7 protein-coding genes are annotated in these 17,091 nt (G+C 46.8%); 5 read left to right on the top strand and 2 right to left on the bottom strand.

Annotated features, from left to right (window positions below; all coding sequences use genetic code 11):
• Nucleotides 1–13 precede the first annotated feature (13 nt).
• Nucleotides 14–1,168, top strand: a complete 1,155-nt coding sequence (gene galK, locus K6V21_RS22960) for a galactokinase (protein ID WP_217716136.1) — start codon at nucleotides 14–16, stop codon at nucleotides 1,166–1,168.
• 113 nt (nucleotides 1,169–1,281) lie between these two features.
• Here the strand turns inward: galK and K6V21_RS22965 are convergent, their stop codons facing one another.
• Nucleotides 1,282–3,264 (bottom strand): alpha-L-arabinofuranosidase C-terminal domain-containing protein, encoded by a 1,983-nt coding sequence (locus tag K6V21_RS22965; RefSeq protein ID WP_224320001.1) that lies wholly within the window; start codon nucleotides 3,262–3,264, stop codon nucleotides 1,282–1,284.
• A 25-nt stretch (nucleotides 3,265–3,289) separates the two neighbouring features.
• Nucleotides 3,290–4,777 carry an arabinan endo-1,5-alpha-L-arabinosidase gene (locus K6V21_RS22970; protein WP_224320002.1) on the bottom strand — a complete coding sequence of 496 codons (1,488 nt, stop codon included), beginning with the start codon at nucleotides 4,775–4,777 and terminating at the stop codon, nucleotides 3,290–3,292.
• A 173-nt stretch (nucleotides 4,778–4,950) separates the two neighbouring features.
• Between K6V21_RS22970 and K6V21_RS22975 the strand changes: the two genes are divergently transcribed.
• The 4 genes from K6V21_RS22975 to K6V21_RS22990 all read left to right on the top strand — a co-directional run bounded on the left by K6V21_RS22975 (nucleotide 4,951) and on the right by K6V21_RS22990 (nucleotide 17,008).
• A complete protein-coding gene (locus K6V21_RS22975) occupies nucleotides 4,951–9,219 on the top strand; it encodes a two-component regulator propeller domain-containing protein (RefSeq protein WP_224320003.1) in 4,269 nt (1,422 codons plus the stop codon).
• Between the two features lie 973 nt (nucleotides 9,220–10,192).
• On the top strand, nucleotides 10,193–13,402 hold the full coding sequence (locus tag K6V21_RS22980; protein ID WP_224320004.1) for a SusC/RagA family TonB-linked outer membrane protein: 3,210 nt from the start codon (nucleotides 10,193–10,195) through the stop codon (nucleotides 13,400–13,402).
• A 38-nt stretch (nucleotides 13,403–13,440) separates the two neighbouring features.
• Nucleotides 13,441–15,192 carry a RagB/SusD family nutrient uptake outer membrane protein gene (locus tag K6V21_RS22985; protein WP_224320005.1) on the top strand — a complete coding sequence of 584 codons (1,752 nt, stop codon included), beginning with the start codon at nucleotides 13,441–13,443 and terminating at the stop codon, nucleotides 15,190–15,192.
• Nucleotides 15,193–15,223: 31 nt separating this feature from the next.
• The gene (locus tag K6V21_RS22990) at nucleotides 15,224–17,008 is read left to right on the top strand and encodes a bacterial Ig-like domain-containing protein (protein WP_224320006.1); all 1,785 of its coding nucleotides are present in this window, start codon (nucleotides 15,224–15,226) and stop codon (nucleotides 17,006–17,008) included.
• Nucleotides 17,009–17,091: the final 83 nt, after the last annotated feature.

The raw sequence follows: 17,091 nt of genomic DNA on the forward strand, positions 1-17,091 counted from the left end.
ATTTAAAAAGATTATGGATATAGAACACGTAAGAAGCCGTTTCATCAAGCATTTTGACGGAACAACAGGAGCAGTTTACGCTTCTCCGGGACGCATCAACCTCATTGGTGAACATACAGACTATAACGGTGGTTTTGTATTCCCCGGAGCAATCGATAAAGGCATGATTGCTGAAATTAAGCCGAATGGCACTGACATGGTAAGAGCTTATTCTATCGATCTGAAGGATTATGTGGAATTCGGTCTGAAAGAAGAAGATGCTCCCCGTGCAAGCTGGGCAAGATATATCTTCGGTGTATGCCGTGAGATGATTAAGCGTGGCGTTGATGTAAAGGGCTTCAATACAGCTTTCTCCGGTGATGTACCTTTGGGTGCAGGTATGTCTTCATCTGCCGCTTTGGAAAGTACATATGCGTATGCATTAAACGATCTGTTCGGTGACAACAAGATAGACAAGTTTGAACTGGCTAAAGTAGGTCAGGCAACTGAACATAATTATTGCGGTGTAAACTGCGGTATTATGGACCAGTTTGCTTCTGTATTCGGCAAGAAAGGCAGCCTTATCCGTCTGGACTGCCGTTCACTGGAGTATCAATATTTCCCGTTCGATCCGAAAGGCTATCGTCTGGTATTGGTAGACTCTGTAGTTAAGCATGAGTTGGCTTCTTCAGCATACAACAAGCGTCGCCAAAGTTGCGAAGCTGCCGTTGCCGCTATCCAGAAGAAACATCCGCATGTAGAATTCCTGCGCGACTGTACCATGGAGATGCTACAAGAGTCAAAAGCTGAAATCAGCGAGGAAGACTTCATGCGTGCAGAATACGTAATCGAAGAAATCCAGCGCGTACTCGACGTTTGCGATGCTTTGGAAAAAGGTGATTACGAGACTGTAGGCCAGAAGATGTACGAAACACATCATGGTATGAGCAAGCTCTACGAAGTTAGCTGCGAAGAACTCGACTTCCTGAACGATATTGCATTTGATTGCGGCGTAATAGGTTCCCGTGTAATGGGCGGCGGTTTCGGCGGTTGTACTATCAACTTGGTGAAAGATGAGTTGTATGATACATTCATCCAGAATGCCAAGGATAAGTTCAAAGAGAAATTCGGCAGAAGCCCTAAAGTTTATGATGTAGTCATCAGTGACGGTGCTCGCAGATTAGTTTAAAACTAAAACAATCCAATCTTAAAAGGGCGTCTTCCCATCACGGGGAGACGCCCTTGTCTTTTCAGCCTTTTTCAAAAAACTAATTAGCTAACCTAATTTCCAATCCATTAACCTTATCCTTTTTCGAAGATATAAACAGCAAATGTCTTCGGTTCCAACTCTATATTCAACACCTGACCATCCATTGAAACCGGAGTTTCCTGCGGTTGAATGGCAGACGGCTGCTCAATCGTATTATCTTTGTCAGGATCAGCCGAACGAAGCTTGATGCAACGTCCACCGGACAGTATATCCTGTTTCTTCAATCCTTCAAACTTCAAAGACAGAGGCTGGGCCTTATCGGAAGTATTGGCCACCTTTACTATAATTTCATTCTTATCCTTATCATAGACCGCACTTGCAAACAGTCCATTCTGATCTTCGGCACCTGTTACAGCCTTCTTATTCATCGTCAAAGAAAGCACATTAGTACCCTTGTGATGCCCATAGAGTTGCTGCACATAGTAACTTACAGTACGGACAGAGTTGAGATTATCAAACCAAATCATATCCGGGCGCCATTGCCATCCTTCCACATGAGCAAACAAAGGAGCATAAGTGGCCATGTGTACAATATCTGCATTGCGCTCCAATCCGGTCATAAATGCAGCTTCAAGCAGAGCGGCATTAAAATGGTTCCATTTCTTCCCCTTACCATGACAAGCATATTCTCCTGCAAACACTTTCGGACCTTTACGGTCATAGTTATCATAACGTCCCCCCTCATTCAGGAACCAGTTTTCGGGACGATAGAAATGTTCATCCACCAAATCAACTTTCAGGCGTTTCATTTCCGGCCATAGATATTCGAACTGTTTTCCTTCAGAGTCCGGACCGGAGCTTCCGATAATCTTGATATCCGGATAGGCTTTACGAATAGCCTTGATAAATGGTTCGAGATGTTCCGGGTATTCCGGTCCCCATTGCTCATTACCTATACCAATGAATTTCAGGTTGAACGATGCAGGGTGTCCCATATCGGCACGCAGTTTTCCCCATTTCGTGGTCACATCCCCATTGGCAAATTCAATCAGATCAAGAGCATCCTGCACATAGCTATCCAAATCGCAAACAGCCACATGTGCCTCTGCATCAGAATTCTGGAACTGGCAAGACAGGCCGCAACTCAATACAGGAAGCGGCTCTGCTCCTATTTCCTCCGAAAGCTGGAAGAACTCAAAGAATCCCAATCCGTAGCTTTGGAAATAATCGGGATAGAAACGATGCGGGAAAGTATATTCCCAACGATTCTCATTCAACGGGCGGTTCTCTACCGGACCTACAGACTTCTTCCAGTCATAGCGTGTAGCTAAATCTGTTCCTTCTACGATACATCCGCCAGGGAAGCGGAACACACCCGGCTTGATATCAGCTAAAGCTTGCGCAAGGTCTTTACGCAAACCATTCTCATGTCCTTTCCAGGTATCGACCGGGAAAAGAGAGACATGTTCCAAATCAACCGTACCCTTTGATGCCAGGAAAATACGAAGAGTCGCCTTCGGATCAGTTACACCCGGTTTTAGGATAACCTGATACTTTTTCCATTCTTTCGAATCAATCGTCAATGTCTCAGTAGCAAAAGCATGGTGCTCACCCATAGATTTGGTATCTACAAGTTCAATACGGATTTTTTCGGATGTTCCGCCTTGGGGCAAACGTGCCCATACAGAGAAGCGATACTCCTCTCCTGCTTTTACACCGATACCGAAGAAACCTTCATTATCCAATCCCGTATGCTTATGCGGATGGCCCGGGTCGGCCAGACGGACATAGTGCGGATTTCTTTCAAAAGGACCGTCATCTTGAAGCGTTACATTACCAAAGGTTTTCCATCCCATCAGATGTTGTGGGAACTCAAACGAACGGTTCTTCACTAACTCGGCATAAAGTCCGCCGTCAGCGGCATAGTTGATATCCTCAAAGAACAACCCATACATAGTAGGCTGAATCTCTGCGCCCAATTTCTTGGTTTGTATCACAAACTCATTAGTTTGTGCCTGAAGCGCCATACCTGCGGTCAGGGTTAGCGTCGCTAATAATCCAGTGTATCTTTTCATGGTTTTAAAATAAAATTATAATTGGTTATTTAGTTCTTTTTCCCCATACGGAGCGCCCACGGCTATCCAGCCCTGTAAAGAGGACAGTTTCCGCTTCATTCTCCCAGTCGTGCCCGGCAAACACAATCAGATTCTTTACCACTTCTCCGTCCAGTGTCAGTTGTAAGGATTGGTCTTCTCTGGCAAAATCCCAGGTTCCTTTATCCTCTCCTAACTTTCCATCTTTCTCCAGATATAAAAGGTGAGACATATTCCATTCTCCATCTTGCAGCTCACCTTCACCCCACAATATCTGCCCGGCTTCCAGTTGGCGTTCATACAGAGGTTCCTGTACACGGATAATTTCCCACTCGCCCACTAAATCTGCCGCAGAGAACTCCCGGGGATTACTACCAGCATAACGTTCAGGCGATACGACAGGCCATCCATCTTTAGTAAAAAAGACTTGTCGCACATGGAGATCCATCATCTGGTTTTGTGGTGACAAACGTCCCTGATGAGCCATGAAATATTGTCCGTCATCTGACGTGAATACTGCACAATGCGCTGTGCCGGCCCAACCCGGATGGTTCTTGAAACGGTAAGGAGCTGTAAGGATAGGAAAATTATTCGTCGTATCTTTCAACTCTTTGCCGAAATAATCAATGAACGGACCTTCCGCTTTGTCTGAACGCCCCACACGTACATTGTAGGTTGTCATCAACGGATCATAGGATACAAACAGATAGTATTCTTTCAAATCAGGATTGTAGATAATTTCCGGAGCTTCCAGATTATCCTTCTTATAATTGGCGCGACGTGCTACCAGATGTCCCCTGTCACCATCCAGCATAGGAAGACCGGTTTCCGGATTCAGTTCCACACAATACAGGCCACCGAAGAATGAGCCGTAGTGCATCCACCATTTACCGGTTGAAGGGTCTACAGTAATACTGGGATCAATAGCATTCATGGCTGTCGTATCATCTGTCTTAACAGCACACCCAACCAACGTCCAAGGACCTTCAGGAGACTCCGACTCAGCCAGTCCGATATAGGATGTTTTACGTCCGAAAGCCGACACACAATAGTATAGCCTATACTTATTATTATAGGGAATGATATAAGGTGCCCAGATATTTGTCGCCCCATGCCCTCCTGCATGAGAGCGCACCCACTCTACCGCTTCCTGCGGAATTTCGGGCAATGCCCAGCCAAGAAATTCCCAATTCACCAAGTCTTTGGAACGGCGCATCTGAATAAACCCCAAAGGCACCCCCTTTTCTTTTGCTTCTTTACGATTTTCCCGGAAGATAGCATCCGTGGAATACATATAGTAATAATCGCCTATCTTGCGGCACGACGGATCGTGTACATTGTAGGTTCCCCATGATTGGTAATCTCCCATGGAAGATAGTGAAGAGTAATCATCCGCCCACGGATTAGGCGAAGAGACCGGAATAAAAACCGAATGAGTGCAACCGGAAAGCAAACCGGTCAGCAATAGGACAGTTATACATGCTATATTTCTCATAATATTTTAATACTAAAATAAATAATAGCACAAAAATACGCCGCGTTCAGTCTTCGCAAGGTGGAGAAATGGACTTTTAAGGTGGACATTCAGCCAACTAATGCAAAAAAAGACAAGAGTTTTTTTGCCATTACTATTAATCCACTAATTTTGCTTTTACTAATCTAAACACCATGAAGATACACAAGATTTTCCACCTTATTATATTATACAATATTCTGATAGGATATACTTCCCTTCAGGCACAAGACCTTTTTGCCGACCGGTATAATGCTACTTACATTACCATAGATGAAGGATTATCCAATAACTTCGTAGATGACATATACAAAGACAGCCGAGGCTTCCTTTGGATTGCAATGTCAGGCGGCGGGCTCTCCAGATACGATGGATATGAATTCATAAACTTCAACCCCACCACCCCCTATTGCAAGCTCAAGAGTAACTTCATACGCAATGTGCATGAAGACTCCTTTCAACGCCTTTGGGTTGTATCAGAAGGGGGGACAGACATCATTGATCTTACATCCATGCAATCCGTTCTTCCGGACAATCCGGAGGGAATGCTGGCAAACCTCATCAGACAACCGGCCGCTTATGTAACACAAGATGCACTGGGATGCATCTGGTTATATTGTGGAGGTCAGCTACACCGCATTTCTTTTGATGCTAAAGGAAATGTTGAAAATATCTATTCACTCCCGGTTCCCAATCCTTATAGGAATGATATCATTTTTAAAGATATGGAAAATGACGGAAATATCTGGATTGGTTTCAACGGGACACTATACAAGGTAGGTATGAATGCCCAAGGAGAACTGAAAGAAACACCAATAGCCAGTTGCCTGAGCTTTGCTCCGGATACTTACTTTACAGATTTTATAATCAAAGAAAATGAAATATGGATAACAACAAACCAGGGGCTTTTCCGATATAACAAGAATGAAGACATCGTGAAGCAGTACGAACACGTTCCCACTAATCCATATTCACTCTCACAGAATTTCCTCACCCAACTTGCTATAACAAACGACAAGCAATTACTGATAGCCAGCCTAAAGGGCATCAACATATATAATCCTATAAAAGATAACTTTGAGCACATCGGAGACCAGTTTTCCAATACAGGCAGCCTGCTGAACAGCAATTTCATCAATTGCATCACCGTAGAAGGCAAACATATCTGGATAGGAACAGAAAGTGGAGGTATCAACAAATTGACTTCCAAGCGCCTGTCCGTACAGAACTATCAGCATGACAACAAAAACCCGGAAACCATTTCCCAAAATCCGGTGAATGCCATCTACGAAGACCGTAACGGCTGCTTATGGATAGGCACGGTAGAAGGAGGACTGAATAAAAAGGAAGCGGGAAGCGATAGCTTTACGCACTATACCCACGAAAGCGGTGCACTTACACACAACTCGGTAAGTGCCATTACCGCCGACGGAGAAGGAAGATTGTGGGTCGGCACATGGGGGGGCGGCATCAACCTGATGAACCCGCAGAATCCCCAACGCAGGATAGAAGCCATTACGGCAGAGAACAAAAACAACTACCCCATAGACTTTATCGGCGCACTGGCTTACGACTCCATAAACAACGGCATGTGGATTGGAGCCAATCAAGGAGTATTCTTCTACGATTTGGTACGTAAACAGCTCCGCTCTCCGTTTGCCAACCGTGCTGCCGAAAGCATACGCGGCAGTATCGGTTCTATCATAGACAAGGACGGACAGTTATGGATAGGTTGCCTGGACGGTGTCTATATCATCGACCTTCATTCCCGTCGCGCCTCATCGCCGGACAGTGTATTCCAATACCGGCATCTGAAATATAAACTGGATAATCCCGCTTCCGGACTGATAGAAAAAATCTGTTGCTTCTACGAAGCCCAGGACGGCACGCTATGGTTGGGAAGCAACGGCTACGGCATATATAAACGCATCCTGAACGAACACGGAGAGGAATCTTTCATCTGCTACGACTCCTCTCACGGGCTACCCAACAACAGCATCCGCAGCATTCTGGAAGATGACAAGGGATGTATCTGGATAGCAACCAACAACGGGCTGTCACGTTTCCAGCCCACAGAAAACTGTTTTATCAACTATACCCGCCAGGACGGACTTGCCGATACACAATTCTATTGGAATGCCGCCTACCGCCCCATGCAAAGCAAGCTCTACTTCGGTACGGTGGCCGGACTGGTTGCCATAGACTGTAACCTGCCTACCGTTCTGACACAGCCTTCGAAAGTACGCTTCACCCGTCTGAAAGCGGGAAATGAAGAAATATTCCCCGGCAGCGAATATCTGCCGCAGGACATTGCCGTAAGCAAGAAAATCTGCATACACGAACGTGAGAAGTCTTTCTCACTGGAATTTTCCGCACTCAACTTCGAGGCCGACAACACAGCCACTTACAGCTATCGCCTGCTTGGTTTTGACAACCAGTGGGTGCATGTGCCCAGCAACCGGCGCTTTGCAACCTATACCAACCTGTCCCCGGGCGACTACACGCTGCAAGTGAAATATACGCCCTATGCCCAGGCAGAAGAAGAAAATATAACGGAGCTTCAGATTACAATCCAACCCTATTTTTATAAAACAAGATGGTTCATGCTGCTCGTTGTCATTCTCGTAGCCCTCGCTGCATGGCAATTCTACCAATGGCGCATACGGAGTCTGAAAGAGCAGAAAGAACGGCTGCACCAAAAAGTGGAGCAACGTACCCATGAACTGAAAAGACAGAAGCAACTGCTGGAAGAACAGACCGAAGAACTGTCCCGCCAAAACCAGATGTTGAAGCAACAGAACGAAAAGATTACCCGGCAGAAAGCGCAACTTACCAGGATGACGCGCAAGATACAGGAGCTGACTTTTGACAAAATAGCATTCTTCACTAATATCACACACGAATTCCGCACCCCGATAACACTGATTATAGGTCCGATAGAGCGTGCGCTGAAGTTGAGTTACAATCCGCAGGTCATCGAACAGCTGCACTTTGTAGAACGCAATTCCAAATACTTGCTATCGCTTGTCAACCAGCTCATGGACTTCCGTAAAGTGGAGTCGGGCAAGCTGGAAATAGTGAAAACGCGCAGTAACTTCCTGAACTTTGCCAACGAGCTGATTATGCCTTTTGAGGTCTTTGCCAAAGAAAGGAATATCACGTTGAAACGCTATTACCGGATGCCCTCACCGGAAATATCCTATGATGAAGAAGCCATGCACAAGGTCTTGACGAATCTACTGAGCAACGCTATCAAGTTCACGCCCAACGGCGGAAACGTATCCTTGTTCATTGCCCTGCTGCCACCCGCCCATAACCGCAAAGCCACGCTTTACATCTGCGTCAGCGATACCGGCAGCGGCATTATCGATGATGATATAAGCAAGATATTCAACCGCTTCTACCAGTCGAAAGGACAGACCAAATATCCGATGTACGGACAAGCGGGAAGCGGCATCGGACTCTACCTGTGTAAGCGTATCGTACAAATGCACGGTGGTGAAATCCATGCACAGAACAACCATACGGTCGGGTGTTCGCTGCGTATTCTTCTGCCGGTAACTCCGGAAAACAGTACGACGGAAACAATAGCCGAAAGTACTCCACAGCTTACGATTGCCGACGACACGGTACAGGCATCCGAGAACACCGGAAAGGGCCTGTCTGTTCTGGTCGTAGAAGACAACGCAGATATGCGCGGATATATCCGTTCTATCCTGCGGGACCAATATAATGTACTCGAAGCAGCTCATGGCGGGGAAGCCCTGACCATACTGAACTCGCATGCGGTAGATTTCATCATCAGCGACCTGATGATGCCCGTAATGGATGGCATCGAGCTGTCCCGTCGGGTAAAGGAGAACTTCACTATCTCTCATATCCCCTTCCTCATGCTCACTGCCAAGACATCGCAGGAGGCGCGCTTGGAAAGCTACCGCATAGGAGTAGATGAGTATCTGCTGAAACCTTTCGACGAGACTCTGCTGCTTACCCGCATTGAGAATATCCTTGAGAACCGCAAACGCTACCAGAAGAAGTTTGCCATAACCATGGATATAAATGCGCTGAATATGGAAGAAGAATCGGATGACAAGAAATTCCTCAACCGCATCATGGATATCATTAAGGAGAACTACAAAAACTCCTATTTCGAGGTCAGCGATTTCTGCGAAGCGGCAGGCGTGAGCAAGAGCCTGCTGAACAAAAAGCTGCAAAGCCTTGCAGGGCAGTCGGCAGGGCAGTTCATACGCAACTACCGCCTGAACATTTCTCGCGAACTGTTACTGAAAAACAAGGAAAACAAAAGCATGAACATTGCTGAAATAGCTTATGAAGTAGGATTCAACGACCCTAAATACTTCACCCGGTGCTTTACCAAATACTTTAATGTGACACCAAGCGCACTGCTCAATGAGAAAGAATAGTTTTACCCCGGCAAGAATTACTCTTTGCCTCGGCATATAAAAACATACCCGTTGGCGGAATTCATTCGTTTCTGCACAGTTATGAATCTTTTCACCACAGAGTAACACAGGGTATCACAGAGTTTAATCAATTTGAAATCAAAAGAATAGAACTCCGTGATACTCTGTGTTACTCTGTGGTGAAAACTCCTTTTTACACAATTATGAGCTAAATCATTATTTATAGAGCATTTCACTCATTTGTCATCAGTCTTATTTGTCCTAATTGATTACTAGCAAAAAAACTTTATTCAATCATCTGATTATCAACAGACTAAAGGCCTACCAATTCAGTATACGACTGAATAGGGTTCACTATACGAGTGAATGGCATTCAGTATACGACTGAATTAGGTTCAGTATACGGCTGCTCATGTAATAAGGATAAATCATAAGTATTATTTATCTATGAGAAACTTCCCGTTTAGCTCCTGTGCAGATATGAATGAATTCCGCCAACAGGTAAATACATTTGCTCCTGTATGTAATATCATTCACGTGCCGGGGTAAATATGTTTACACAATGAGGTAGATGCATTTACATACTGAGGTAAAAAACAATAACCCCACACAATAAACTGTATTTTCTACACTTAAAAATCCATTTATCCACCTCTAAAACGCGTTTGTCCACCCTTATTTACTACACAAGCCCTACTTTTGTCATGCAATTGGTACTCAATCCTTCGGAAGAGAGCCATACATTAATGTTTAATTTTAATCTTAATATTATGAAGAATAACAAAAGAATGGTTGTCGCATTACACGTGGCATCGATCCAATTCAACCTTCCCTTATTGATTCCATTACATTTATGAAATCTGTAACTCGACTGCCTCCGGTAGTCAACGCCGGGTCGTACATCAATCCGGCATCGTAATACGGTTAATAACAAATCTAATCTATTAAATTAACAACCTTAATACTTTTAAAAATGAGGAAACATTTATTTTTCTCCGTAATGCTTAGTCTGTGCGCCTTTGGTGGCATGGCGGTGTATTCTACACCTGCAATGGCTACCGTGGCACAATCTTCGACTATCAAGGTTCGTGGTCAAGTAGTCGACGAACAAGGTGAACCCATGCCAGGGGCTACCATCAAGATTAAAGGCGGACAAGGCGGAACCATTACCGACCTGGACGGAAACTTCCAATTGGAGGTTCCCGGAAACGCTACCCTTTTGATAAGCTATGTGGGGTTCAAGGAACGTGAAGTGGCCGTTCGCAATCGTGCCATCATTGAAACCATCCAGTTGCAATCCGACGACCAGATGCTTGAGCAAGTGGTTGTCGTGGGCTACGGTACACAGAAGAAGTCCGACTTAACCGGTTCTGTTGCCGTAGTAAATGCGGAAGCCTTGAAACAGACATCAAACTCCAACATCTCCACCATGCTCGAAGGTAAGGTTTCCGGTGTGCAAATCACCTCCGACGGCCAGCCCGGTGCCGATCCGACCGTCCGCATCCGTGGTGTCGGGTCTTTCGGCGACACCTCTCCTCTTTATGTTATCGACGGTGTTCCCATGGGAACTTCCATCCGCGATTTCTCTTCAAACGATATTGAAACCATCCAGGTACTGAAGGATGCTTCAGCTGCTGCCATCTACGGTTCGCGCGCCGCCAATGGTGTGATTATCATCACCACCAAACGTGGACAAAAAGACCAACCACTGAAAGTGGACTACAATGGATACTTCGGCGTGGATTATATTCCTAATGACGTCTATGATGTAATGAATGCTGACCAGTACAGCCAGTACCTCGGTCAGGCGGCCGCAAACTCCAACACTCCGTTGCCATCGGGATACACGCTTAACAGCGAAACCGGAAAATATCAGTTCCAGGATGCCACCAACACCAACTGGTTTGACGAAGTATTCAAGACGGGTATCCGCCAGAACCACAATGTGAACCTCTCCGGAGGTGGCGCCAATAACACCTATAATATATCATTAGACTATTTCAACCAAAAAGGGACTCTCGAAGGTGCCGGTCCTAACTACGAACGTTACACTGCGCGTGTCAACAACACTATGGACACCAAGTTCATAAAGTTCCAGACCAGCCTTGTTTACTCTCACTCCAACCAAGATAACATGGGCTTGTCGAATGCTTCCGAATACGTTCAAGGTTTGTATGGCGACGTAACCAACGTGCTGCGCGGCGCCTTGCTGATGCAGCCCACCATCAAGGCATACGACTCTTCGACATGGGTACTTGACAACTTGGTAGGAATCGCCAACAACTACAATTATGACGCTTACGGCTATGGCGTTTACTACGACACCGTGCATGGTGACATCTCCGCTTCCAACCCGTTGCTGGTAAATAACCTGCTGCAACGCAACACCCGCGTGGACCGCTTCGTGGGAACCGGATCGGCCGATGTGGATCTCCTCAAGATGATTGGCGTCGATAGCAAAAATCATAAGCTCAACTATAAAATCAACCTCTCTTACAGCAAAACCCATTGCAAAGACTTTACTTGGATTCCCGCATGGGTGCAGAGTAACCGTGTGTACTTGTCCAAAAGCAACGAACGGCTCACCAAGGGGTCGCGCGACTACTCGGATGCGCTGATAGAGAACGTGCTTACTTACGACGGTACGATGGGCAAGCACCACATCAACGTAGTGGCAGGCCAGACTTACGAAGAAGAAAACACCGACCTGCTGACCGGATGGGGCATCAACTTCACCGAACCTTACTTCCTACAGCTCCAGAATGCCGCCAACACGTATTCAGAAAGCTACGAATACAAGCATTCCCTCTTGTCCTACATCGGTCGTATCAACTACAATTACGATGACAGATACCTGTTCTCGGCAACCGTGCGCCGCGATGGTAGTTCCCGCCTGTCCAGAAACATCCGTTGGGGCACCTTCCCCTCCGTCTCTGTGGGCTGGCGCTTCGACAAAGAGAGCTTCTTCCCTTTCGATCCAAATACCGTGAACCTCTTCAAAGTCCGTGCCAGCTATGGTGAACTCGGTAACGAGAATATCGGTGAGTATATGTATCAGGCTGTCATGTCGCGCAACAACATGACTTACAATTTCAACGGTAACGTAGTGACCGGTTCTGCCGTTTCTACTTTCGTGGACAATAACTTGGCATGGGAGAAAAAGAAGACCTACAATGTGGGTATCGACCTCGCCTTGTTCCGCAACCGCCTGGAGTTTACAGCCGAGTGGTACAAGAATTCCAGCGAAGACCTTTTGTATGCTGTTCCTGTTCCGGAACAAGCCGGTGTGTCCAATACTACCGTTACAATGAATGCCGCCTCGATGAACAACTCCGGTTTTGAGTTTTCGGCTACCTACCGCAACCGCGACCATGACTTCAAGTATGAACTTTCGGCCAACCTCAGCACGTTGCGCAACCGTGTGACTTCGTTAGGCTTTGGTACCGACTCTTACATCTCCGGAGCCTACATTACCAATGTAGGCCAAGAAATAGGTCAGTTCTACGGCTGGGTTTATGACGGTATTGCCCGCACACAGGAAGATTTGGACAACCATGCCACTCAAGAGAGCGCCCAGATTGGCGACTGCCTCTATAAGGACGTAAGCGGACCGAACGGTGAACCCGACGGTAAAGTAGACGCCAACGACCAAGTGGTGCTGGGCAGCGGTATGCCTAAGATTCATTTCGGTCTTAGTGCCCGCTTTGAATACAAGCGTTTTGACTTGAGCATCGCAACTTTCGGTGCGCTGAACTATCACGTCAGCGATGACATATACAACTCGCTTAACTCTTCCTACGGCTGGGGAAACAAAGAGGTGGGTATGCTCGATGCCAACCGCTTTAGCGAAGACGGCGGCACTTACCTCTCCAACGTGCCGCGCACCTATGTCACCAACAGTGCCAGCCTGGCTTGGAACGACCTTTTCAGTTCACGCAAGATTCAGAACGCAGCCTACTGGAAGATTGCCAATGTAGAATTGGGCTACAACTTCCCTGACGGGTGGTTCGGCAAATATGTATCTGATGTACGTTTCTACGTGTCAGCACAGAATCTCCACACATTCACCGGCTATCACGGTTATAATGTTGACTATGCGGGAGGAACTTTCACCCCGGGATATAACTTCTGTTCTTATCCTACTGCACGCACCTTCATGTGTGGCGTTCATTTTACATTCTAACCGTACTATCTGGTACCTAAATACTAAAAACATATCTTATGAAACTAAAGAAATATTCACTTGCTCTCATCTTGGGACTTAGCACTCTATTTTCTTGCAATGACAATTTAGGTCTGTTGAATCCCAACCAGCAAACCTCAAGTACTTTCGGCTTTAATGCCGATGATTTGGAGGAATGCGTGATTGCCGCCTACAACCACATCCGTATGGAGGGTTCATACGCCCGTGTAGGCTACACCATCGACGTGTGCCGTGGCGATGAAGCCTGGAACTCTTCACAAGTGTGGTATATGCCTTTCGATGACCTGAATGCAGAAGTCACTTCAGACATTACGTGGTGGCCCTGGCGGGAATGGTATTACACCATCAACGTATGCAACTTCGCCATTTCCCGTTTGGATGAAGATAACAGCCAACTTTCTGATAAGATGAAACGCATCAAAGGACAAGTGCTTTTCCTGCGCGGACTGTCGTACTATAACTTGGTCGGTTATTATCAGAATCCGCCCCTCATTACGGACTACGCCACCTACTCCTCGCTCGAAGGACTTTATGGCAGCAACAGTACCTACGATGACGTACTCGACCAGATAGAAAAAGATTTCCAGGGAGCGATTGAATTGCTTCCTTCCCGCGACGAAGGCAGCGAGTGGAGCGGCGGACGTGCCACCTGCGGTGCTGCGGCAGGCTATTATGCCCGCGCCCTCATGATGCGCCAAAAGTACAGCGACGCACTCCCGGTGCTGAAAGACATCATCGGCAAGAAGTATGGCACTTATAGACTGATGGACAACTATGGAGATAATTTCCGTGAAGGTTCGGCCTACGAGAACAATGCAGAGAGCCTCTTCGAAGTGCAGTACCTCGACTATGGAGCGCAGGGCACCGATGATGAATGGACTCCGGTGAACACAAGCCCCAATGCCACACAAGGGTCGGCCGTTGAGAGCAACTTCGCTCCCGGCAACTATGGTGGTTGGGCTGATATATCAGCTTCACCCTGGCTCTATCAGCTTTTTAAAGGAGAGCGCACCACGAATGGTACACTCGACCCACGTCTTTACTGGACCATCGGAACCTACGAGCCCGACTGGGCGGATTTCGAGTTTGGCAATGTAGCTTATACGCAAACACTTACAGCCACCGACAATATCGTGACCAACAACATTTACGGTGGCCTTCCGATTGCCAAATTCACGAATCTCCGTACCGGTCTGTACAGCACCGTCGTTACAGGTTTGAAATGTGGTATCAACCTGCGCCTGATGCGCTATTCTGATGTACTGCTACGTGCCGCTGAATGCGAAAACGAGGTTAATGGTCCCACACAGCAGGCTATCGACTGGATCAACGAGGTGCGTAACCGCGCCAATCTGGCAGACTTAGAGCTTCAGGACTTCAGCAACGCCGACAAACTCTTCGAACAGATAGCCAATGTGGAACGTCCTAAGGAGTTCGGTTGCGAATTCGGTCGAGGCTTCGACCTCATCCGCTGGGGCTTCTTCTACAACAACGGCCGCTTGCAGCAGCTCAAGGAACACGGCACGGTACGCCGCTCTACAGTGGGAGTAAAGAATCCTGTGAACTACAGCGATATAGCAAACGATTCTGAACTGAAGAGCACTTTCGATACCTACTTACCGGGACACGAATTCCTGCCCATTGTGCAGCAGTTGATGAACAACAATCCAAATTTGAGAGGTAATTCCGCCAACTACAGCACGGATAACTCCTCTTATTTCAGTAGCAATGGCTGGACAGTACGTCCGGTTGTAGATTTAAGCAAATAAACAAGAAACGTTAATCAATTAATTTAAGACAATGAGATTACTCAAAAAAATAGCATACGCTTGCTGTTCCGTAACCTTAGGGTTGCTGGCACTGACAGGTTGCGAGGGTGGCGAACTTTACGATGTAAACGCCCCCGATTGGATTTCCGATAAGATACAGGAAATAGAAGACTCGAAGAAACAACCGGAAGAAGAAGTGCTTGAAGGCATGCAAGAAGATGTGTACACCATCGGAAATACGGATTTCACCTCCGGCTGGTGGGCTGCTTTCTCCAAGTATTACGTGGTACCCGATGGCGAGAAGTGGAATGCGGTGATCAACCTCCACATCAACCCGGCCGACAACACGTATTACAAGAACTTTGCCCTTGTCATCACCAACGATGTGGATCGTGGAGGTACAGGATATGCCGAATACGGAGTCATCCGCTTTGACGTCACAGGTAGCCCTGAAACTTACAATTCACAGTGGGGCGATCATATCAATTTCCAGTACATCTCGGGCACGTTGCTTCTCGATCCCGATGCCAGCAATGCAGACCCTAACGTACAGAGTTTGGGCGGCAAGGTGACACTCACCGTTGACCGCACCAGTGAAAGTGCTTTCACCGTAAAGATGACCAACAGCGCAGCCACCAAGACTTACGCGCAACCATACAAGGAAGAAAATCTGAACGCAGATGCGAGCAACACCAACATCCGTTGCTTCCTGATTCCCGAAGGTTCTTACATCGACTTCCAACAAACCAACATCGTTCCTATTGGCGGCCTTACTTCTGCTCAAGACAAAAATCCGATATCAATGGTACTGCAGAATGTACCCGACCAGGTCAACGTAGGTACTTCGCTCGAAGAAGCCATGACCAATGTTTCGGCCATCGTTACCTTTGAAGAGGGAGTGAGCAAAACTGTATCGGCTTCCGAACTCCATTTCTCTGCCATCCCCGATATGGAGCAACTGGGCGTGAAAACTCTTGTGGCCATCTACAACAAGACCTTTAAGGGTGAGAATTGCGAACTACCGATTGTGGCTAACGCTATTTTTGAAGTCGTGGAAAAGATTGTATCCATTGAGGTGACTACCCCACCCTCGCATATGCAATACTATTATTACACCTCGGCTGCTACCAATACTTTGGCAGACTGGACGATGGCCTTCGACCCAACAGGTATGGTGGTTACAGCAGCTTACGCCAACGGAAATTCAAGAGTCGTTGACAATGCGAAACTCAGCTTCTCTGCCGTTTCTGCGAAGACAGGTTCTCAGACCGTTACCATTACCGCCGAAGAAGGAGTCACTGCAACAGTAGAAGTTACCGTATCCGAGTCAATACCTTCTGAAGTGACCAACACAGCCAAGATGGTAGGAGCTGAAGACAACTCAACGGCCTTCTGGGGAGCTTTCTCAGACGACTTCAAGGTACCTGTGGGCGAGACAAAGTCCATCACCTTCACCAACTACAGCAGTCTGGCTGGGAACTATAGCAACTTTGTTGTGGTTCTCCGCAAAGCCGATACTGCCACCGAATACGCAGTGGTCCGCGCCGACAACTTTGGATGGGGCGACGGATTTGCCGCTTGCCTTTACAGCGGAACACAAGGCGACTGGAGCACTTGGCTTGCCGGTATGAATGGAGCCAAAGTCACGGTTTACGTGACCAACTGCGGTAATGGCACTGCCGACGTTCAGGCAGTGATGGAGGGTACTACAGGTACAACTTCTACCCAGTACTATTTAGGTATCAATACAGTGGATTCCAACGACTTGAACTTCGCATTAACCGTTGACGGTTGTCATCTCGTCTTCAATGAATAAGAATAACTATTAATTTCTTTATCATCCATATCGTTCCTCTTTACCAGAAGAACGATATGGATCTTAAAAAACCTATCAATCAA

The organism is Bacteroides cellulosilyticus (assembly GCF_020091405.1).
In the GTDB taxonomy this organism is placed as follows: Bacteria; Bacteroidota; Bacteroidia; order Bacteroidales; family Bacteroidaceae; genus Bacteroides.

Coding starts and splice junctions, on each gene's coding strand:
- galK (WP_217716136.1), top strand. CDS start 14: ATGGATATAGAACACGTAAGAAGCCGTTTCATCAAGCATTTTGACGGA.
- K6V21_RS22965 (WP_224320001.1), bottom strand. CDS start 3,264: ATGAAAAGATACACTGGATTATTAGCGACGCTAACCCTGACCGCAGGT.
- K6V21_RS22970 (WP_224320002.1), bottom strand. CDS start 4,777: ATGAGAAATATAGCATGTATAACTGTCCTATTGCTGACCGGTTTGCTT.
- K6V21_RS22975 (WP_224320003.1), top strand. CDS start 4,951: ATGAAGATACACAAGATTTTCCACCTTATTATATTATACAATATTCTG.
- K6V21_RS22980 (WP_224320004.1), top strand. CDS start 10,193: ATGAGGAAACATTTATTTTTCTCCGTAATGCTTAGTCTGTGCGCCTTT.
- K6V21_RS22985 (WP_224320005.1), top strand. CDS start 13,441: ATGAAACTAAAGAAATATTCACTTGCTCTCATCTTGGGACTTAGCACT.
- K6V21_RS22990 (WP_224320006.1), top strand. CDS start 15,224: ATGAGATTACTCAAAAAAATAGCATACGCTTGCTGTTCCGTAACCTTA.